Origin of the sequence: Pseudonocardia sp., from assembly GCF_025965585.1 — a bacterium.
Taxonomy (GTDB): Bacteria; Actinomycetota; Actinomycetes; order Mycobacteriales; family Pseudonocardiaceae; genus Pseudonocardia.
Genome location: NZ_JAOPWR010000472.1, coordinates 1 through 20,406, shown reverse-complemented (window position 1 = coordinate 20,406; position 20,406 = coordinate 1). Strand labels below are relative to the sequence as shown.

The following is a 20,406-nucleotide window of genomic DNA, read 5'->3' as shown; positions in this document are numbered from 1 at the left end:
CGTCGGCTGGGTGCTGCTCGTCGGGCGGCCTGCTCCCGTCGATGCCGCCGTCGGCGGCTGCGTGACGCAGACCGGTCAGGGCCAGGTCGGCGTGGTGGCCTGCGGGGACCCCTCGGCCCAGTTCAGGGTCACTGGCAAGCTGGAGGACCAGACCATGATCGACTCCGGCCTCTTCGCCTGCTCCGACTTCCCCGACGCCACGAGCTCGTTCTGGCAGGGCGTCGAGGGCCAGCCCGGCACGGTGCTCTGCCTGGTGCCGGTGAAGCGCTGAGCGACGGCCCGGGGCGGATACTCCCGCTGCGGTCGCGCATCAGGCCGTCCCACGAGAGCTCCCTGCGGGCGACCGCCCCGGGCGTGATCGCGCACCGACGGCGGTGCACCTCCGGGGCGTGCTTGCGGCCCTCGTCGACCTCGACGAACCGGACTCCGCCGGTGTCGGGCACGTCCGGGAGGCGCGTTTCAGGCGGCGGGTTTCAGGCGGCCGCGCCGTCCAGCACCGACGCGTACACCTCCTTGAGCCGGCGCGCCCACCCCACGGCCTCGAAGCCCGCGAGGAACCGGTGGCGGGCGGCCGCCCCGAGGCGCTCGCGACGCTCGGCGTCCTCGGCGAGCCCGACCAGCGCGTCGGCGAGCGCGCCCGCGCCGAGCGGCACGAGGACGCCCGTGCCCGGCGAGACGAGCTCGGGGATGCCGCCGACACGCGTGGCGATGGTCGGCAGGCCGGCCGCCATCGCGCGCAGCACCGCCGTGGGCTGGGCCCCGACGAGCGCCGTGTGCAGCACGATGTCCGACGCCGCGAGCAGCTCGGCGCCCTGGTTGCGGTGCAGGAAGCGCACCCGCGCGGCGAGCGCGGGCGTGGCGTCGACCCGCGACTCCAGCCACGGGCGCAACGGCCCGTCGGCGGCGAGCGCGACGACCAGCGGGAGGCCGTCCGGCAGGGCCTCCAGCGCGTCCAGCATGAGCTCGTGGCCCTGGTCGCGGCGCATCGGTGCGCTGCTCAGCGCCAGCACGTCGCGGTCGTCGAGCCCCAGCGTCGCCCGCCGGCGGGCGCGGACGTCCGGGTCGACGGGCCCCGGGTCGGCCACCCCGTTCGGCACGACCAGCAGGTTCTGGTCGTGGCCGGCGAGCTTGCGGTACCACTCGCGCTGCACCTGCGAGATGGCGATCGTGCGGGCCATGAACCGCTGGCGCGCCAGGATCCGGGCGGTGCGCTTGAGCCGGTCGAGGCGGTCGGCGGGCTGGTCCTCGATGCGGTGCAGCGTGGACACCGCGGGGATGCGGTTGCGCAACGCGGCGGAGGCACCGACGACGTCGGCCTGCGGCAGGTGCGTGTGCACCAGGTCGATCTTCCGTTCCCGCAGCAGCGCGGCCGTCTTCGTGACCGCCCGCGGGTCCCACGGGGCCAGCCCCAGCTCGGCCACCGGCACCCCGGCCCGGCGCAGCGCGCCCAGCTCGCTGGTCTCCGACGTCGAGGCGATCGCGACGACGACGAGCTCGACCCCCACCTCCCGCGCCCCCTCCGCCAGGTCGCTCAGCCCGATCTCGGGGCCGCCGGGATGGAGGGTGGGGACGAGGTGGGCGATCTTCACGGGCTCTCCGGTGGGTTCGGGCTGATCACCCTGTCGGGGTGCCGACGGCCGCAGACCCTACCGCTGCGTGACCGTCCCCGGTGCTGCCGGTTCCGCTCAGGAGGAGATCGCGCGCGGATCCTCCGCCCGGTCGGTGTCAGGGGAGCGCTCCGTGTCCGGAACGGGTGAGTTGGTGGCCTTCTTGACCGAGTCGAGGATCGCCAGCCCCTGGCCCACGAGCCCCGCGGCGATCTCGCCGAGCCCGTCGGCGCCGTTGAGGATGTTGACGTTCGCGCCGGACAGCCCGCTCGCCGCCTGCTTGACGATCTCGGGCAGCTGGTCGATGAGCATCCGGTCCAGCGCAACGCGGTCGTTGGACGCGGCGGCCTCGGCCTGGATCCGCATCTTCTCCGCGTCGGCCTTCGCCAGGATGCGGACGCGCTCGGCCTCGGCCTCCGCCGGCCGCACGACCTCGGCGATGAGCTGCTGTTGGCGCAGTTCGGCCGCGCGCTGGGCCAGCTCGGTCTGCACCGCGATGACCTGCCGGGTGGCCTGGGCCTGCGCGAGCGGCCCGGCCTGGCCGGCCTCCGCCTGGGCGGTCTCGATCTCGGCGCGGTACTGGGCCTGGATCACGGCGGTCTGCCGGGCGTACTCGGCCTGCTTGCGCTGGGACTGCTGCGCGGCCTCGGCGGCCACCTGGTCGGCGTTGGCCTGGGCGATCTGGGCCTCGCGCTGGATGGCCGCGTTGTGCGGGGCGGCCATCGCCTGGATGTAGCCGAGGTTCATGTCGTCGATCGACTGGATCTGCAGCGAGTCGACGGTCAGGCCCAGGGAGGCCATCTCGGCCTTGGATCCGTCGAGCACCTCCCCCGCGAGCTTCTGCCGCTCGGTGACGATCTCCTCGACCGTCATCGAGCCGACGATCGAGCGCAGGTGGCCGGCGAAGATCCGGCCGGTCAGGATCGCCATCTGGTCCTGGTCGGACAGGAACCTCCGCGCGGCGTTGACGATGCTCTCGTCGTCGTTGCCGACCTTGAACGCGATCACGGCGCGGACGTTGAGCGCGATGGCCTGGCGCGTCACGCACGCCTCCGCCACCTCGGCCTCGCACATCGCGAGCGTCAGGAAGCTGGCCTTGCGGAAGAGCGGCAGGACGAACGCGCCGTGGCCGGTGACGACGCGGAACGGGCTGTCGCCCACGCCGCCCTTGCCACCGGAGATCAGCATCGCCTCGTCGGGTGCGGGAACTCGGTAACCGAACATCAGCTTCTCCTCAGTGGTCGGTCCACGCGACGACGTCGAGCGCACGGCCGCCGCGGGAGCCGACGACGAGCACCGTCGTGCCCTTCGGCAGCGGGTCGTCGGACCAGGCCAGGAAGATCTCCGATCCACCCCGGATGGAGATCCGCACCTCGCCCGCACCGTGCGGGCCGCGTGTCGCGTGGGTGAGCAGTCCGATCCGTCCCACGGCGGAGGGGTCCGGGCTCACGTGGCCACCGCCTCTCGGTCGTACGGCGCATCGCTGCACTTCGGAAAGTAGCCCTGCTCCCGTCGCCCCGGACCCCCTTTTGATCAAGACTTGACCTGCGTCCGGGACGGACCGGACGAAGGGTGCGAGACACGCCGCGATCAGGCGGCGACGGGCCGCGCTGCCCGTTCGGGTGACCACTGTCACCGTATGGGACAGGATGGGGGCAGAACGGGGAGGGGAGTAGATGGACGACGAATCGCTCGACGGGATCGGTGGCGCCGAGGGGCCGGTCGTCGTGCTCGTGGACGCCGTGACCGAGGTCGAACGCAGGCTGGTCAAGACCTGGATGTCCGAGGCCGGCATCGCACCGGCCGCCGTCCTGCCGGTGCGTGGCTCGGCGCTCGCCCAGCCGCTGGCGGGCCTGTCCGACGACACCGTCGTCGCGCCGGTGCGGGTGGCGTGGCTGCCCCGTGAGCGCAACGGGCAGCGTCGCGTGCGCTGGTCGGACGTCTTGTCGCTGACCAACCCGCGGCACCCGCCGGCCCGGGCGCAGGGCCGGATCGCGCGCCGAGAGCCCGACCGGGCCGCGGTGGTCGTCGCGGAGCCCGCGACCGTCGCCGACCTCCGGCAGCGGTTCGGCCGCCGGATCCCGGGCGGTGACGTGGCGTTCGGTGACTTCGTCGCCCGCCAGGCCGGTCTCGCGCTGGAGCGCGCCGAACGCGCGTTGGTGGGCGACCGCTACAAGGTGCCCAAGCACATCGTCGAGGCCGTGGAGGGCAGCCCCGAGTTCCGCCGCGAGGTCCGTGAGCTGGCCGCGAAGCTCGAGCTGCCCGAGGCCGAGGTGGCCGAGCGCGCCGCCGCCGACCTGCACGGGCTCGTCGCCTCGATGAGCCCGGCCGCGGTCGACCTGCTCACCGGTGTGCTCCGGCCGCTGCACTCCCGCGCCTGGGACGTCCAGGTGGACGACGCGGGGCTGGAGAAGCTGCGCGAGCTCAACAAGCGCCACGCGCTCGTGTTCCTGCCCAGCCATCGCTCCTACGCCGACCCGTTGCTGCTCGCCGACGTCCTCGCCGAGCACGACTTCCCCCGCAACCACGTCCTCGGTGGCGACAACCTGAGCTTCTGGCCGGTGGGCCCGCTGGCCAAGCGCGCCGGGATCGTGTTCATCCGGCGCAGCTTCGGCGACGACGAGATCTACAAGCTCGCCGTGCGCGAGTACTTCGCGTTCCTGCTCTCCAAGCGCTTCAACATGGAGTGGTACATGGAGGGCGGTCGGTCGCGCACCGGCAAGCTCCGCCCGCCGCGCTACGGGCTGCTGGCCAACGTCGCCGAGGCCGTCGAGCAGGGCCGCACCGAGGACGTCCACCTGGTGCCGGTGTCGATCACCTATGACCAGTTGCGCGAGGTCTCCGCGATGGCCGCCGAGCAGGTCGGCGCGCCGAAGAAGGGCGAGGGCCTGGGCTGGCTCGCCCGGTATGCGAAGGCGCAGCTGTCGCCGATCGGCTCGGCGTACGTCCGGTTCGCCGACCCCATCTCGCTGCGCGGCGCGCTTCCCGCCGACCCCGAGGACCAGACCGCCCGCAGGCTCGCGCTGCAGAAGGTGGCGTTCGAGGTCTCGGTGGGTATCAACCGGGTCACGCCCGTGGTCGCCACCGCGCTGGTCACGCTCGCGCTGCTGGGTGTCCGCGACCGGGCGCTGACGCTCGGGCAGGTGCGGCGCGTCCTGGAGCCCGTGCAGACCTACCTCGAGAAGCGCTGCCTCGTGGCGTCGTCGGAGGCGCTGCACAGCGACGCCGGCGTCCGCCGGGTGCTCGCGGCGCTGACGCAGTCCAAGGTCGTCACGACCTACACCGGCGGCGAGGAGCCGGTGTTCGCGATCGAGCGCGGCCAGCACCTCATCGCCGCGTTCTACCGCAACAGCGCGATCCACCACTTCGTCGACCGGGCCATCGCCGAGGTGGTGCTGCTGTCGGAGCCCGCCGACCGCTGGGAGCATGCGCTCACGCTGCGGGACCTGCTCAAGTTCGAGTTCTTCTTCCCCGACCGCGACACCTACCGCGAGCAGCTCACCGCCGAGCTGGCCCGGCTCGGGGCGTCCTGGGAGAGCGCCGACGGGGAGGCGACGCTGGCGGCGGCGGACTTCCTCATCGCCCACCGCGTGCTGCGGTCGTTCGTCGACGCGCAGCTCGTCGTCGCCCTGCGGCTGGCCGCCCGCGACCCCCGCACGCCCGTCGTGGAGAAGGACTTCCTCGACGAGTGCGGTGGCATGGGGCAGCAGATGCTGCTGCAGGGCAGACTGCACGGGCCCGAGTCGCTGTCGCGCGAGCTGTTCGCGTCCGCGTTGAAGCTGGCGGCCAACCGGGACCTGGTCGATCCCGGCCGCGAGGAGCTGGCCGAATGCCGGGAGGTGTTCGCGACGCAGCTGCGCGGCGCGGTCGCCCGGATCGGGAGGATCGATGAGATCGACGCCGCGGTGCGGCGGGAGGTGGTGGGTGTTGAGCCCTGAGGCAAGGAGCAACTGGGACGAGGCCCGTCTCGTCGCGGACGTCGAGAACGGCCCGCAGGGGCCCGAGATCGCCGCGTTCTTCGACTTCGACGGCACGCTGATCGACGGCTACTCGCTCGGCGCGTTCGCCCGCCATCACCTGCGCTCCGGGCACGTCACGCCCACCGACATCGGGCGGATGCTGCTGATCGGCATGCGCGGGGTGACCACGGAGGAGGACTTCGAGAAGTTCTTCCTGCTCGGCATGCGGTCGTGGGCCGGGCGCAGCGAGGACGAGCTGGCACAGCTGGGGGAGCGGCTCTGGCAGCAGGGCGTCGCCGGGTCGCTCTACCCCGAGGCGTGGCGGCTGGTGGAGGCGCACCGGCGTGCCGGCCACACCGTGGTGCTCGCGTCGTCGGCCACGCGGTTCCAGGTGGAGCCCGCGGCGAAGGCGATGGGCGTCGAGCACGTACTGGTGACCCCGGTGGAGTTCGAGAACGGGCTGTGCACCGGGCGTCCGGGCGGGCCGCCGCTGTGGCGGGAGGGCAAGGCAGCGGCCGTGCGCGAGTTCGGCGCCGTCCACGACATCGACATGATCGACAGCTATGCGTACTCCAACGGCGACGAGGACGTGGCGTTCCTCGGCACGGTCGGCCGGGCCCGCGCACTCAACCCCGGCCCCGGGCTGGCGGCGGAGGCGGCGGGCAAGAGCTGGCCGGTGGCGCACTTCCGTCCGCGCGGCCGTCCGGGGGCGCGGGAGATCGCGCGGACGGTCGGCGCGGTGGGCGGCACGCTCGGCGGTTTCGGCACCGGTCTCGTCGTCGGGGCGGTGAACGCGCTGGTGGGGGCCGGTACGCGGCGCGATGCGGTCGATCTCGCACTCACCCTCGGCGGCGAGTTCGGCACGGCGCTGGCCGGCGTCAAGGTGGACGTCCGCGGCGCGGAGCATCTCGTCGACTCCCGGCCCGCGGTGTTCCTGTTCAACCACCAGAGCCAGCTCGACGTCATCATCATCGCGAAGCTGCTGCGCAGCGGGTTCTCGGCCGTCGCGAAGAAGGAGGCGGCGAGCATCCCGGGGTTCGGGCTCGCGTTCCGGCTGGCCGACGTCGCGTTCGTCGACCGCACCGACACCGCGTCCGCGAAGGCCGCGCTGGAGCCCGCCGTGCAGCGCCTGCGCGAGGGGATCTCCCTGGTCGTCGCCCCGGAGGGCACCCGCTCGGCCACCCCGGCGCTGGGCCGGTTCAAGAAGGGCGCGTTCCACGTCGCCATGCAGGCGGGCGTGCCGATCGTGCCCATCGTCATCCGCAACGCCGGCGAGCTGATGTGGCGCGGCGCGTCGACCGTGCGGGAGGGCACCGTGCAGGTCACGGTCCTGCCGCCGGTGTCCACCGACGGGTGGACGGTCGAGGATCTCGACAAGCACGTCGAGGAGGTCCGTGACCTCTACGTCGAGACCCTGTCCGGCTGGGCCACCCCGCGCACCGGAGGGCGGGTGGCCGTCACCAACGGGCCGTCGGGGCCCGTGGACGCGCCGCTGGACTGGGGCACCGCCACCGAGATGAACCCGCTGGAGACGGCCATGTGGCGCGGCGAGACCGCCGACCCGCGGCTGCGCTCCAACGTGACCCTGCTGGAGATGCTCGACCACGCGCCCGACTGGGCACGGATGCGGGCGGCGCACGAGTGGGCGTCGCGGATGGTGCCGCGGATGCGCCAGCGCGTCCTCGACCCGGCGCTGGGTGTCGGCGTGCCCACGTGGGTGACGGTCGACGAGCTCGACCTCGACCAGCACCTCGCCCGCGTCCACCTGCCCGCGCCCGGCTCGATGCGGCAGCTGCTCGACGTCACCGCCGAGTTCGCGGCCGCCCCGTTCGACCGCGAGCGGCCGCTGTGGCGCACGTTGCTCGTCGAGGGCGTGGAGGGCGGGCGGGCCGGCTACGTCGTCACCACGCACCACTCCGCCACCGACGGACTCGGGGCCGTGCAGCTGATGGGGCAGCTGCACAGCACCGCCGCCGAGCACGACCCGGCCCGGCCCGAGCCGCCGGCGGCCGCCGCCGCGCAGGCCTCCACGCCGGTGGGGCTGCTGGCCGAGCAGATCGAGCGGACGGTCCGTGCCGCGCCCGGGCACGCGCTGCGTCGCGGGGTGGGGATGCTCGGGGCTCTGTCGCGGCCACTGTCGGCGGCCTCGCGGGCGGTGGACACCGTCCGGGCGCTCGGGCGCGTGGTCGAGCCGGCGCCGGCCGGGTCGCCGCTGCTGACCGGCCGCAGCGGCGAGTGGCACTTCGAGGTGCTGGAGGTGCCGCTCGCGGCGCTCAAGGCCGGAGCGAAGGCCGGCGGTGGGTCGCTCAACGACGGGTTCCTCTCCGCCGTGCTCGGCGGGTTCCGCCGCTACCACCAGGAGATGGGCGCGCCCGGTGTCACGACGCTGCCCATCGGCATCCCGATCAGCCTGCGCACCCAGGACGACCCGCAGGGCGGCAACCGGTTCACCGGCGCCCGCCTCGCCGGCCCCCTCGACGAGCCCGACCCCGCCGCCCGCATCAGGGCGGTGCGTCAGTTCGTCCTTGAGGCCCGCGCGGGTGCGGCCGTCGACGCGGTCGGCCTGCTGGCACCAGCCCTGCAGCTGCTGCCGGGCGTGGTCGTCGGGGCGATGTCGGGCCGGATGACCGCGGCCAACGACGTGCAGGCCAGCAACCTGCCCGGTGTCGCGCACCCGGTGTGGATCGCGGGCGCGCGGATCACGCGCATGTACCCGTTCGGTCCGCTGCCCGGCTGCGCCGCGATGATCACGCTGCTGACCCACGACGGCACGTGCTGCATCGGGATCAACCTCGACCCGGCCGCCGTCACGGACCCTGCGCTGCTGGTCGAGGGGCTGCAGGCCGGGTTGGACGAGGTGGTGGCGCTGGGCGGGTGAGCGCGGGGCATGATCGGGTGGTGCTGCCGCTCGAGGGTGTTCTCGTCGTGTCCTGCGAACAGGCCGTGGCCGCGCCGTTCGCCACCCGCCAGCTCGCGGAGCTGGGCGCGCGGGTGATCAAGGTGGAACGGCCGGGGGACGGAGACTTCGCCCGTGCCTACGACGCCACGGTGCAGGGCATGTCGAGCCACTTCGTCTGGCTCAACCGATCCAAGGAGAGCATCGCGCTCGACCTCAAGGCCGACCACGACACGATCATGCGGCTGATCGCCCGCGCCGACGTGTTCGTCCAGAACTTCGCGCCCGGAGCGGCCGAGCGCCTGGGACTGGGGGCCGACGCGTTGCGGGAGCGGTATCCGCGGCTGATCACCTGCTCCATCTCCGGCTACGGCCCCGACGGCCCCTACCGCGACGCGAAGGCCTACGACCTGCTCATCCAGTCCGAGGCGGGGCTCGTGTCGGTGACCGGGAGCGAGGACGAGCCCGCCAAGGCCGGCATCCCGGCGGCCGACATCGGAGCGGGCATGTACGCGTTCTCCGGCATCCTGGCCGCCCTCTACGACCGGGAGCGCACGGGTGTGGGCACGCACCTGGAGATCAGCCTGTTCGACGCGTTGGTCGAGTGGATGGGCTTCCCGCTGCTGTACACGGCAGGCTCGGGCGCGCCACCGCGCAGGCAGGGCACGAGCCACGCGGCCATCGCCCCCTACGGCACGTTCGCCGCGGGCGACGGCACCGAGGTCGTCATCGGCATCCAGAACGAGCGCGAGTGGGTGGCCTTCTGCGCCGCCGTGCTGGGCCGCCCGGAGCTGGCCGTCGACCCGCGCTTCGACACCGGCGCCCGGCGCGTCGAGCACCGGCCCGCCCTGCACACCGAGATCGACACGGTGCTGGCCACGCTCACCGGGGAGCAGCTCACCGGGCGGCTCGCCGACGCCCGCATCGCCTACGGGCGCCGCCGCGAGGTGGCCGAGGTGCTCGAGCACCCGCAGCTGGCCGCCCGCGAGCGGTGGGTGGAGGTCGGGTCGCCCGTGGGCCCGCTGCGCACCCTGCTCCCGCCGATCACCCTGCCCGGCCGTCCGCCGCGCCTCGACCCGGTCCCCGCGGTGGGGGAGCACACGGAGCAGATCCTCGGCTGGCTCGATGAACCCGACCCGCAGGCACCGACCGCACCCTGACGGTGGTCGGCGGGCCCCGTAACCACGCTGAGCGTGCGCTCGGCGTCGGCGTCGGTCTCAGCGGCGGGGCAGCTGTGCCAGCATCCGCTTCGTCTCCGCCGCCACCGCCTTCGCCGGGGCCACGGCCAGCTGTTCCCCCTCCAGCGGCACGGCGGTCGCGATCACGGCGTCGGTGAACAGGTCGATGCGGCTGATCGTCGGCATCCGCAGGGTGCGGGCCCCGCCTGTCGGGGCCAGCGAGTCGGAGAGGAACGGTGCGGCGCCGCCCGTCCAGACCGGGATGCCGGCGATCGCGCCCGCGCTGACGACGTGCGTGTGTCCGGCCAGCACGATCCGCACGTCCGAGCCGATGACGGCCGCGGCCAGCTCGGCGCGGTTCTGCAGCTCCATCGCCGCCGTGAGCGGGGACGGGCTGGGCAGCGGTGGATGGTGCAGCGCCAGGACGGTGCCGGCGGGGGCCGGGGTGGCCAGCTCGGCGCGCAGCCACTCCAGCTGCCCGGGGCGCAGCTCGCCGTAGGCGCGGCCGGGCACGGTGCTGTCGAGCACCACGATCCGCAGGTCCCCGAACCGGACGACGTGGTCGAGCGGTGACGAGTCGTCGCTGTCGTCGTCGAGCAGGTGCTCCCGCAGCGTCGCGCGGTCGTCGTGGTTGCCCGCGACGTGGACGACGGCGGCGCCGATCCGCTCGGCCACCGGCTCCACGAGCTCGCGGAGCCGCCGGTACTCCTGGGCCGAGCCGTGGTCGGCGAGGTCGCCGGTGAGCACGAGCGCCGCCGGGCGCAGCCCCGATCCCTCGACCACCTGCAGGGCGTTGGCCACGACCGGGTGGGTGTCGATCCCGCCGCCCTCCCGCGGCCCGTGGGGCCCGATGTGCAGGTCGGTGATCTGGATCAGCGTGTGGGTGGGTTCCGGCACTCCGCACATCCTGCGCCGTGGACGCGCGGCGTGCACGGATGCACCGACATACTTTCCGCCTGCACCGCGGACGGTGGTGCCACTGACCGGAGGTCGACCATGGCTGCCAGCGACCGGAGGTCGACGACGGCTGGGGGCGGCCGGAGCGACTCGGGGCTGGGCGGGCGGGTGTGGACGCTGTTCACGCCCTACCGCGCGAGCCTCGTGCTCATCGTCGTGGCCGTGCTGCTGTCCAGCGGGCTGGGCATCGTCACGCCGTTCCTCACCCAGGCCGTGTTCGACCGTGCCCTCTTCCCCCTCGACCACAGCGGCGTGCACCTGTCGCTGCTCGCGTGGCTGGTGGGCGGCATGGTCGCCGTGCCGGTGGTGTCGGCGCTGATCGGGGTGTTCCAGACCTACGAGACCACCCTGCTGGGCAACCGCGTGATGGCCGACCTGCGCAGCCGGCTGTTCGAGCACCTGCAGCGCATGGACCTGTCGTTCTTCACCGCCACCCGCACGGGCGCGATCCAGTCGCGGCTGGCCAACGACGTGGGCGGCGTGCAGTCGGTGCTCAGCGAGACGGCCAGCTCCATCCTCGGCAACGTCGTGACGGTGGTGGCCGCGCTCGTCGCGATGATCATCCTGAGCTGGCAGCTCACGATCGTCGCCGTGGCGTTGGTCCCGCTGTTCGTGGTGCTGCAGATCCGGGTGGGCCGGGTGCGGCGCAGGCTGGCCGGGCGCACGCAGGAATCGCTCTCGGACATGACGGCGATCACCGAGGAGTCGCTGTCGGTGTCGGGCGTGCTGCTGGCGAAGGTGTTCAACCGGCAGTCCTACGAGATCCAGCGCTACCGCGAGGAGAACGCCCGCCAGGTGGACCTGCAGGTGCGCCAGGCCATGACGGGCCAGTCGTTCTTCGCGGTCGTCCAGACGTTCCTCGGCATCACCCCGGCGCTGGTCTACCTGGTGGCCGGCATCCTCATCGTCCTGGGCAGCGGCGCGGCGGTCACCGCAGGAACGATCGTCGCGTTCACCACACTGCAGACGAGGTTGCTGTTCCCGACGGTCAACCTGTTGCGCGTCTCGCTGGACGTGCAGACGTCGCTCGCGCTGTTCGGCCGCATCTTCGACTACCTCGACCTGACACCCCGCATCGTCGACGCGCCGGACGCGCGGGTGCTGGACGTCTCGACCGTCGCCGGGCGGGTGGAGCTGGACCGCGCGTGGTTCTCCTACCCGGCCGGTGAGGTCGCGGGCCAGGCCCCGGTGGCCGAGGTCGCGGAGGCCGACCGTGTCTACGCCGTGAAGGACGTGTCGTTCACGGTGGCGCCCGGCCAGCTCGCCGCGATCGTCGGGCCCAGCGGTGGCGGCAAGACCACGCTGTCCTACCTCGTGCCGCGCCTGTACGACGTCGACCGTGGGCGGGTGCTCATCGACGGCCATGACGTGAAGGAGCTCACCCAGGCCTCGGTGGCGGACGCGATCGGCATGGTCACCCAGGACACGTTCCTGCTGCACTCCACGATCGCCGACAACCTGCGCTACGCGAAGCCCGACGCCACCCGGGAGGAGCTGGAGGCGGCGGCGCGCGCGGCCAACATCCACGACCGCATCGTGTCGTTCGCCGAGGGCTACGACACGGTGGTCGGCGAGCGCGGCTACCGGCTCTCGGGCGGGGAGAAGCAGCGGCTCGCGATCGCGCGGGTGCTGCTCAAGGACCCCCGCATCCTCATCCTCGACGAGGCCACGAGCGCGTTGGACACGACCAGCGAGCGGCTCGTGCAGCAGGCGCTGGAGAACGCGACGAAGCGCCGCACCACCATCGCCATCGCCCACCGGCTCTCGACGATCCTCGGGGCCGACGTGATCCTGGCCGTCGAGAACGGGCAGGTGGTGGAGCGCGGCACCCACGCGGAGCTGCTGGCGCTCGACGGCCTGTACGCGCGGCTCTACACCGAACAGTTCGCCGGCGGGAAGGTCGAGGCGCGGTGCAAGGACGGCGTCCGCTTCCGGGACGGCGCCACGCTGGTGAGCCGGAACGCGGCCGTCGGGAACGCAGGGGAGGACGCGGGGGAGAAGGTCGCCTGAGCGACGATGACGTACGGCCCGTAGGTGTAGCCGGAGGCGAGTGCGGTGACGACGACCGCGAACCCGCGGCCGACAGCTACCGGTCGCCGGGTGCCCTACCAGCTGCTGACGTCGTAGTCCTTGAGGAAGCAGCCGTGCAGGTCCTCGCCGGCCTCGCCGCGCACGATCGGGTCGTAGACACGGGCCGCCCCGTCCACGAGGTCGAGCGGGGCGTGGAAGCCCTCCTCGGCGAGGCGCAGCTTGGTGGGGTGCGGGCGCTCGTCGGTGATCCAGCCGGTGTCGACGGCGGTCATGAGGATGCCGTCGCGCTCCAGCATCTCGCCCGCGCTGGTACGCGTCAGCATGTTCAGCGCGGCCTTCGCCATGTTCGTGTGCGGGTGCCCGGGGCCCTTGTAGGCGCGGCTGAACTGCCCCTCCATGGCCGAGACGTTCACGACGTAGGTGCGCCGCGCCGGAGAGGCGGCCATGGCCGGGCGCAGCCTGCTGATGAGGATGAACGGCGCTGTCTGGTTGCACAGCTGCACCTCGAGCAGCTCGAGGGCGTCGACCTCGTGCACGCGCTGGGTCCAGCTGTTGACCGATGCCGTGTCGGGCAGCAGGCCGCCGGCGTCGATGGCGGTGCCGGCGGCGATCCGCTCCGGCGACGCACTGCGGGCGGCGAGCGCCAGCTCCGTCACCGCGTGGGGCGTGTGCTGCTCGGCCAGGCTGCCCGCGAGAGCCGCCGGGTGCGCGTCGCTGACGTGGTCGAACGTGACGACGTCGACGCGGCCGTCGAGCAGCTCCGGGGGCGGGGTGCGCTCGGCCTCGACGAGTGCGGAGTACGAGCCGGGCGAGCGGCGGACCGTCTGGGCGGCGTTGTTGATGAGGATGTCGAGCGTGCCCTGCTCGGCCACGGTGTCGGCGAGCGCGACGACCTGCGCGGGGTCGCGGAGGTCGATGCCGACCACGCGCAGCCGGTGCAGCCACTCGGCGCTGTCGGGCATGTCGGCGAAACGGCGCACGGCGTCGTTGGGGAAGCGGGTGGTGATGGTGGTGTGGGCGCCGTCGCGCAGCAGCCGCAGCGCGATGTACATGCCGATCTTCGCGCGGCCACCGGTGAGCAGGGCGCGGCGGCCGGTGAGGTCGGTGCGGGCGTCGCGCTTGGCCCGGTTGAGCGCGGCGCACCCGGGGCAGAGCTGGTGGTAGAACGCGTCGACCACCGTGTAGCGGTTCTTGCAGGTGTAGCAGGCGCGCGAGCGCAGCAGCGTGCCCGCGGTGGCGCCGACGGCCGCGGAGACCAGCGGCAGGCCCTGCGTCTCGTCGTCGATGCGGCCGGGCGCACCGGTGGCGGTGGCCGCGGTGACGGCGTCGTCGGCGGCGGCGATCGCGTCCCGCTTGGCGTGCCGGCGGGCGATCTTGACCGACTTCCAGAGGCTCGCCGTGGCCCGCCGGAGCACCACCGCGTCGGGGTGCTCGGGCGGCAGACCCTCGACGTCGGCGATCACCTGGAGGCAGGTGCGCAGCTTGTCGGGATCGATGGCCGTCACGCCCGTCAGAGTACGGGGGCCCTGACGAGGTGCTTCAGCCCTCCATCTCGGCGAGTGCCTTTTTGGCCTGCTCCAGCTCGGCCTCCAGGGCCGCGACCTTGGCCGCGCGCTGCTCCCGGGCGGCGCCGATGACGGCGTCGATCGGCTCGGCGAGCTGCTCGTGCAGCTCCTGGGCGGCACGCAGCACGGACGCGGCCGTGACGGGCAGGCCGCGCTGGATCCACGAGGTGCCCTGCTTGAGCTCGGCCTGCCACTCGCCGTCGGCGGTGCCGCTGACGGTGAGCGTCAGCTCCACGGTGCGCGTGGTGCGTGCGGTGGAGGAGCCCTTGGGACGGCCGCGGCCGCGCTTGGGCGGGGACTCGACGGCTGCGCTGTCGACGGCGGCGCTGTCGACGGCGGCGCTGTCGGCCGCGGGGGCCGTCGGGGTGGGCTCCGTGACCGGGCCGGTGCTCTGCGTGTCGTCCACGGTCGGACAGGCTAGAACACGCGTTCGAGCGATCATGGACGGGGTGATCGTCGGGGCCGGCGCGACGGGGTGGCCGCCACAGGGTCCGCAGGCCAGTCGTGCTTCGGGTACCGCCCGCGCAGCTCGGCGCGCACCTGGGGGTAGCCGTTCGTCCAGAAGGACGTGAGGTCCGCGGTGACCGCGGCGGGCCGCCCGGCGGGCGAGAGCAGGTGCAGCACCACCGGCAGCCGGCCGTCCGCGACGGTGGGGGTGGCGGTCCAGCCCAGCACCTCCTGCAGCCGGACGGCGAGCACGGGCTCGTCACCGGAGTAGTCCAGCGCCACCCGCGAGCCGGACGGCACCTCGATGCGCTCGGGCGCGAGCTCGTCCAGCCGCCCCGCGATCCTCCAGTCCAGGAGCGACCGGAGCACGGCCGCGGCGTCGACGCGCGCCAGGTCGGCGCGCCGGCGGGCCGCGGTGAGCGGGCCGGTCCACCAGCGGTCGGTGTCGGCGAGCAGGCCGGCGTCGGAGACGTCGGGCCAGGGGTCGCCGAGCACCCGGTGCAGCGTCGCGATCCGTGCGCGCAGCGCGCGGGCATGCGGGGTCCAGCGCAGCAGGCCGAGCCCCTCGGCGCGCAGGCCGTCGAGCAGGGCGGCGCGGACGGACGCCGGGTCCGGGCGGGCGAGCGGGCGCTCCTCCAGCACGATCGCCCCGAGCCGTCGGACGCGCCGGGCGACGACGTCACCGTCGGACCAGGCCACCTCCTCGGCGTCGGACAGCAGGGCGGGCGCGGCGAGCTCGGCGGTCTCGCGGTCGGTGACCGCGGCCAGGCGCACCCGCCCGTTCTGGGCCCCGGGGGTGCGCTCGGCGTCGGCGACGGCGAGCCACTCCTGCGCGGCGAGGGGGCTCCCGGCGGGCAGCTCGACGGCGGTGCCGCCCGCCATGAGGTAGAGCGGAGAGCCGGGGGAGCGGCGACGGGCCAGCCGCTCGGGCTGGGCGAGGGCGACGACCAGCGCGGCGGCACCATGATCGTGGTCGTCGCTACGGGAGCGTCCTGCGGAGGGCGCTCCGGCACGGCTCGTGGGGATCTGCCGCTGCAGCCGCGCCACCTCCGCCCGCCAGCGGCCCGCGCCCGGGGCCGAGCCGCTGCGCAGCCTCGCCAGCTCCCCGTCCATCTCGACGCCCTGGGTCAGGGTGTCGTCGTCGAGCAGGGCCACCACCTCGGCGGCCAGCCGCGGTCCGACGGCGTCGGTGCCGTCGAGCAGGGCGCGGGCGAGGCGGGGGTGCAGACCGAGGCCCGCCATCCGGCGGCCCCGGTCCGTGATCGTCCATCCCCGGCTGCCGCCGACCTCGTGATCGCCGGTGCTGCCGCCGCGGTCGAGGGCGCCGAGCGCGCGCAGCACCTCCTGCCCCGCGTGCAGCGGGCCCTGCGGCGGGGCGTCCCACCAGCGCAGCCCCGCGCCGTCGGGGGTACCCCAGTCGGCGAGGTCGAGGGCGAGGCGGGTGAGGTCGGCGGTGCGGATCTCGGGCTCGGGATAGCGCGGCAGCAGCTCGCCCTCCGGCCAGCACCGGAGGACCCGGCCGGGGGCCTCGCGGCCGGCCCGGCCCGCGCGCTGGTCGGCCACGGCGGCCGACACCCGCACGGTGACGAGCCCCGCCATCCCGCGCCGGTGGTCGACGCGCGGGACGCGGGCCAACCCGGCGTCCACGACGGCCCGGACCCCGGGCACGGTCAGGCTCGACTCCGCGACGGCGGTGGCCAGCACGACCCGCCGCCGGTGACCGGGGCGCAGCGCCGCGTCCTGCTCCGCCGCAGGCAACCGGCCGTGCAGGGGGAGGACGTCGGCGTCGATGCCGGACAGCGCCGCCGCGGTCCGGCGGATCTCCGCGACCCCCGGCAGGAAGGCGAGCACGTCGCCGTCACCGTCGGCGAGCGCGGCGCGGACGGCGCGGGCCACGCAGGCCTCGATCCGCTCCCCGCGTGCGGGGGGCGCGTACCGGACGTCGACGGGGAACGTCCGCGCCTGCACCTCCAGGACCGGCGCGTCGCCGAGGATCGCGGCGAGGCGCGGCGTCGCCACGGTGGCCGAGGTCGCGAGCAGCTGCAGGTCCGGGCGCAGCCCGTCGCGGGCGTCGAGCAGCAGGGCGAGCAGGAGGTCGGCGTCGAGGTGACGCTCGTGGCACTCGTCGAGCAGCACCGCGGAGACGCCGGCCAGCTCGGGGTCACCTCCGAGCCTGCGCAGCAGCAGCCCGGACGTCACTACCTCCACGCGCGTGCCTGCCGAGACCTTCCGGTCGCCGCGCACCGCGTATCCGACGGTCGCCCCGACCGGCTCACCGAGCAGCGACGCCATCCGTGCCGCCGCGGCCCGGGCGGCCAGCCTGCGGGGTTCGGCCACGAGCACCCGACCGTGGACGGCGGCCGCGAGCGCGAGCGGCACCAGCGTCGTCTTGCCCGTGCCCGGCGGGGCGACGAGCACCGCGGTGCCGTGCTCGGCCAGCGCGGCCGTGACGTCCCCGAGCGCCGCGCGCACGGGGAGGTCGGGGAGATCGGGGAGGTGCATCGACCGGCAGTCTGCACGAGACCGGGCCGGCGCGCGGGGAACCGGCCGGGCTGCCAGGCTCCGTCCATGACCTGGTTGCCCCGCACGCTCGGCGCGCTCACCGCCGTCTACGGCCTGTCCACGCTCGTCGAGCCCGCGATTCTCGCGAAGCCCGCAGGCCTGTCCGGGGACGAGCCGCCGGCGCCCGTGTCGATCCTCGTGCGCGCCGTCGGCGTGCGCGACATCGCCAACGGCCTGGCCATGGCGCTCGCCCCCGCGGGTCCGGCGCTGCGGCTGGCGATCGGGGCCCGCATCGCCGCCGACCTCGGCGACGCCCTCACCTTCGCCGTCAGCCGCAACGAGAGCGACGACGCCAAGCGCAAGGCGATCGGCGTCGGCGTGGGGTGGGGGGCGCTGAACCTGCTCGGTCTGCTCGCGGCCCGCACGTCCTGACAGGCGGCCCCGCTTGCCCCGGCGCCGGCGGGACGGCAGGCTCCCGACGTGAGCGCCGGGTCGAGCAGGGTGACGCCGCTCTTCGGTGACGCCGATCCGGCCCGCGGCACCCCCGCCCAGCGCCGCCTCGCCGTGCTGCAGGAGCTGATCGGTCACGGCACCCGGCAGCGCGACCTCGCCCGCACGTGCGAGCTGGTCACGGCCACGTTGTCGCGTGCCGAGCCCGACATCGCGTTCGTCGCCCTGCACCTGCTGCGGCCGGACGGCTGGGCCGACGCCGTCGGGCTGATCGGGGTGAACGCCGGGCAGTGGCCGCTCGACGCGGCCCTCGAGCACCCGGTCGTGCTCGACGGACTGCGTGACCGCTTCGGTGACCTGCCCGCCGGTTCGGGCGACCGGGCCGCGCGACGGGCGGTGCTCCTGCCGCTCCGCGGCGCGTCCGGGCCGCTCGGGGTGCTCGTGCTGGGGTCGGCCACCGCGCCGGACGACGAGGAACCGGACGGCGAGCAGCGGCGCTTCCTCGACGCGGTCGCCGCCCAGGCGGGGGCCCTGCTCGACCCGGTCGCGCGCCCCGCCGGCCCGCTCGCGGAGGAGCGGGCCACCGCCCGGCGGCTCGACCTGCTGCAGCGGGCCACCGCCGACCTGTCGGCTGCCGCCACCCCGGACCAGGTCGTCGACGTCACCCGGCGGCACCTCGCCCGGCTGCTCGCCAGCCCGGCGGTCGCGATCTGGGAGCGGGACGGCGACACCCTGCGCGCCGCCGCGATGGACGGCTGGGACCCCACGGTCGTCCGCGACTGGACGGCGCTGCCCCTGGTCGGGGAGATGCCCGTCGCCGACGCGGCCCGGGACCGCCGCCCGGTACTGCTGGAGTGCCCGGAGGACTGGGAGCGCGACTACCCCCACCTGCAGGACGTCGTCGCGGCGAGCGGCTATCGGGGACTGGCCGTGTGGCCGCTGGTGGTGGCAGGAGAGGGGCTGGGGTCACTCGCGGTCGGCTTCCCGCAGGCCCGCGAGCTCGGCGCCGAGGAGCTCGCGACGGCCGCCGCGCTCGCCGAGCAGTGCGGGCAGGCCGTGGCCCGGTCCCGCCTGCTGCAGGCCGAGAGCGACGCCCGCCGCGACGCCGTGCGGCTGGGCGCCGCGCTCGCCGCGCTCTCGGCGGCCGTCGACATGCGGGCCGTGGCGGCGGTGATCGTCGAGCAGGCCGTGACGGCCGGCGCCGTGGCCGTGGTCGTCGCGGTGCGCGGCGAGGAGAAGCAGGACGTCCACCTCGACGTGGTCGCCGCCGTCGGGTTCCCCCGCAACGCCCCGCGACGGCTGGCCGGCACCGGCCCGCTCGCGGCCGATCGCAGCGCCCCGGACTGGTCCGTGGCGTCGGGCGCGGCCTGGGGCGCGCCGGAGGAGCCCTACCCCGTGCACTCCGTGATCCCGCTGCACGTGGCGGGCGGGCGCGTCGGCAGCCTCGGCATCGTCTGGAAGGGCGACCCGCCTGCGGCCGCCGAACGGTCGTTGCTGGTGACGGTTGCGGGGCAGGGCGCGCAGGCACTCGACCGGGCCCGCCTGCAGCAGGCCGAGCACGAGGTGGCCGTGACCCTGCAGCGCGTGCTGCTCCCGGCGGCGTCGCCCGGGCTCGAGCGTCTCGCGGTCGCCACGCGCTACCTGCCCGCCGGACGTGGCACCGAGGCCGGCGGCGACTGGTACGACGTCATCCCGCTCGACGACGGCGGTGCGGGCACGGGCAGCGGTGACGGCGCGGGCAGCAGGGTCGCGTTCGTCGTGGGCGACGTCGTCGGTCACGGCCCGCACGCCGCCGGCGTGATGGGGCAGCTGCGCAGCGCGCTCGCGGCCTACCTGCTCGACGACCACGGCCCGGCCGAGGCGCTGGAGCGGCTCGACCGCTTCGCCCGGCGCGTCGACGGCGCCAGGGCGAGCACCGTGAGCTGCGGGGTCCTCGACCGCGCCACCGGCGAGCTGTGCTGGGCACGGGCGGGGCACGTCCCGGCGCTGGTGGTGGACGGGTCCGGTGCGCGGTTCCTGCTCGGCGGGTCGGGCACCGTGCTCGGTGTGCGCGGGCGGCCCCCGTTCACCGAGGAACGCGTGGTGCTGGAACCGGGGTCGAGCGTCGTCCTCTACACCGACGGGCTCGTGGAGCGTCGCGGCGAGGACGTCGACGCCGGGCTCGACCGGCTGCGGCGTGCGGTGGCCGACCTGCGCGACCTCGGCCCCGAGCACCTCGCGTCCGGGCTGCTGGCGCACTGCCTGGGTGGCGGGCCCGCCGACGACGTCGCGCTCGTCGTGATCCGGCTGCTCCCCGCGCCGCTGGAGAACACCCGTCCCGCCGAGCCCGGTGAGCTGGCCCGCGTGCGGCGGGAGATCCATGCGTGGGCCGGCGCGGCCGCGCTCCCCGACGACCAGCTCGGTGACCTGCAGCTGACCCTCGGCGAGGCGCTGGCCAACGGCGTCGAGCACGCCTACCTCGGCCGGACGCCCGGCGAGGTCGGCTACCGCGTGGCCATGACCGCGGACGGCGCCGTCGCGGTCGAGGTCCGCGACGGCGGCCACTGGCGCCCCCGGCCCGTCGACCCGGGGCATCGCGGCCGCGGACTGCTGATCATCGACCGGATCGGCGTGGACGCCACCGTCGAGGGTTCGGACCACGGCACGGTGGTGCGGTTCACGGTGGCCCCGCCCCAGTGACCTCGCCGGATTCGCCCGCCCGTTGCGCACCTCGCGCGCGAACGGCTCGGGCGGGCCGGCCGCGGCCGGAGCCGGCGGACTCAGGCGTCCAGCTCGGCGCGGCGGGCTCTGGCCCGGGCCGTCGTCGTCGCGGCG

13 protein-coding genes and 1 pseudogene are annotated in these 20,406 nt (G+C 74.8%); 7 read left to right on the top strand and 7 right to left on the bottom strand.

Annotation, left to right across the window (positions count from 1 at the left end):
- Window positions 1–271 (top strand): annotated as a pseudogene (locus JWR81_RS28985) (hypothetical protein); the annotation flags it as partial.
- Between the two features lie 202 nt (window positions 272–473).
- Here the strand turns inward: JWR81_RS28985 and JWR81_RS28980 are convergent.
- The 3 genes from JWR81_RS28980 to JWR81_RS28970 form a co-directional block, all read right to left on the bottom strand.
- Window positions 474–1,589 carry a glycosyltransferase gene (locus JWR81_RS28980; RefSeq protein ID WP_297659920.1) on the bottom strand — a complete coding sequence of 372 codons (1,116 nt, stop codon included), beginning with the start codon at window positions 1,587–1,589 and terminating at the stop codon, window positions 474–476.
- Window positions 1,590–1,685: 96 nt separating this feature from the next.
- The gene (locus tag JWR81_RS28975) at window positions 1,686–2,831 is read right to left on the bottom strand and encodes a flotillin family protein (protein ID WP_297659916.1); all 1,146 of its coding nucleotides are present in this window, start codon (window positions 2,829–2,831) and stop codon (window positions 1,686–1,688) included.
- 10 nt (window positions 2,832–2,841) lie between these two features.
- Window positions 2,842–3,057 (bottom strand): hypothetical protein, encoded by a 216-nt coding sequence (locus tag JWR81_RS28970; protein ID WP_297659913.1) that lies wholly within the window; start codon window positions 3,055–3,057, stop codon window positions 2,842–2,844.
- 226 nt (window positions 3,058–3,283) lie between these two features.
- Here JWR81_RS28970 and JWR81_RS28965 point away from each other — a divergent pair, with 226 nt between their 5' ends.
- The 3 genes from JWR81_RS28965 to JWR81_RS28955 are packed head-to-tail and all read left to right on the top strand — an operon-like array spanning window position 3,284 to window position 9,622.
- A complete protein-coding gene (locus JWR81_RS28965) occupies window positions 3,284–5,545 on the top strand; it encodes a glycerol-3-phosphate 1-O-acyltransferase (protein WP_297659910.1) in 2,262 nt (753 codons plus the stop codon).
- Window positions 5,532–8,444, top strand: a complete 2,913-nt coding sequence (locus tag JWR81_RS28960; protein ID WP_297659908.1) for an HAD-IB family hydrolase — start codon at window positions 5,532–5,534, stop codon at window positions 8,442–8,444. Before JWR81_RS28965 ends, JWR81_RS28960 begins: the two co-directional genes overlap by 14 nt.
- 20 nt (window positions 8,445–8,464) lie before the next feature.
- Entirely contained in the window at window positions 8,465–9,622 is a 1,158-nt protein-coding gene (locus tag JWR81_RS28955) for a CaiB/BaiF CoA-transferase family protein (RefSeq protein ID WP_297659906.1), read from the top strand.
- 57 nt (window positions 9,623–9,679) lie between these two features.
- Here the strand turns inward: JWR81_RS28955 and JWR81_RS28950 are convergent, their stop codons facing one another.
- Window positions 9,680–10,537, bottom strand: coding sequence for a metallophosphoesterase (locus JWR81_RS28950; protein ID WP_297659903.1), 858 nt, complete (start codon window positions 10,535–10,537; stop codon window positions 9,680–9,682).
- Between the two features lie 99 nt (window positions 10,538–10,636).
- On the opposite strand from JWR81_RS28950, the gene JWR81_RS28945 reads away from it, so the two are divergent.
- On the top strand, window positions 10,637–12,607 hold the full coding sequence (locus JWR81_RS28945) for an ABC transporter ATP-binding protein (protein WP_297659899.1): 1,971 nt from the start codon (window positions 10,637–10,639) through the stop codon (window positions 12,605–12,607).
- 95 nt (window positions 12,608–12,702) lie between these two features.
- On the opposite strand, the gene JWR81_RS28940 is transcribed toward JWR81_RS28945, so the two are convergent.
- From JWR81_RS28940 to hrpB, 3 genes are read right to left on the bottom strand one after another with little or no spacing between them, the layout of a single operon-like run.
- Window positions 12,703–14,133: an SDR family oxidoreductase gene (locus tag JWR81_RS28940; RefSeq protein WP_297659896.1), complete on the bottom strand. Its 1,431-nt coding sequence runs from the start codon at window positions 14,131–14,133 to the stop codon at window positions 12,703–12,705.
- Window positions 14,134–14,167: 34 nt separating this feature from the next.
- The gene (locus tag JWR81_RS28935; protein WP_297659891.1) at window positions 14,168–14,599 is read right to left on the bottom strand and encodes a DUF6319 family protein; all 432 of its coding nucleotides are present in this window, start codon (window positions 14,597–14,599) and stop codon (window positions 14,168–14,170) included.
- A gap of 32 nt (window positions 14,600–14,631) precedes the next feature.
- On the bottom strand, window positions 14,632–17,142 hold the full coding sequence (gene hrpB, locus JWR81_RS28930) for an ATP-dependent helicase HrpB (RefSeq protein WP_297659888.1): 2,511 nt from the start codon (window positions 17,140–17,142) through the stop codon (window positions 14,632–14,634).
- A 66-nt stretch (window positions 17,143–17,208) separates the two neighbouring features.
- Between hrpB and JWR81_RS28925 the strand changes: the two genes are divergently transcribed.
- Window positions 17,209–17,574 (top strand): hypothetical protein, encoded by a 366-nt coding sequence (locus tag JWR81_RS28925; RefSeq protein ID WP_297659884.1) that lies wholly within the window; start codon window positions 17,209–17,211, stop codon window positions 17,572–17,574.
- A 48-nt stretch (window positions 17,575–17,622) separates the two neighbouring features.
- Window positions 17,623–20,271 carry a SpoIIE family protein phosphatase gene (locus tag JWR81_RS28920; protein ID WP_297659881.1) on the top strand — a complete coding sequence of 883 codons (2,649 nt, stop codon included), beginning with the start codon at window positions 17,623–17,625 and terminating at the stop codon, window positions 20,269–20,271.
- The last annotated feature ends 135 nt before the right edge of the window (window positions 20,272–20,406 follow it).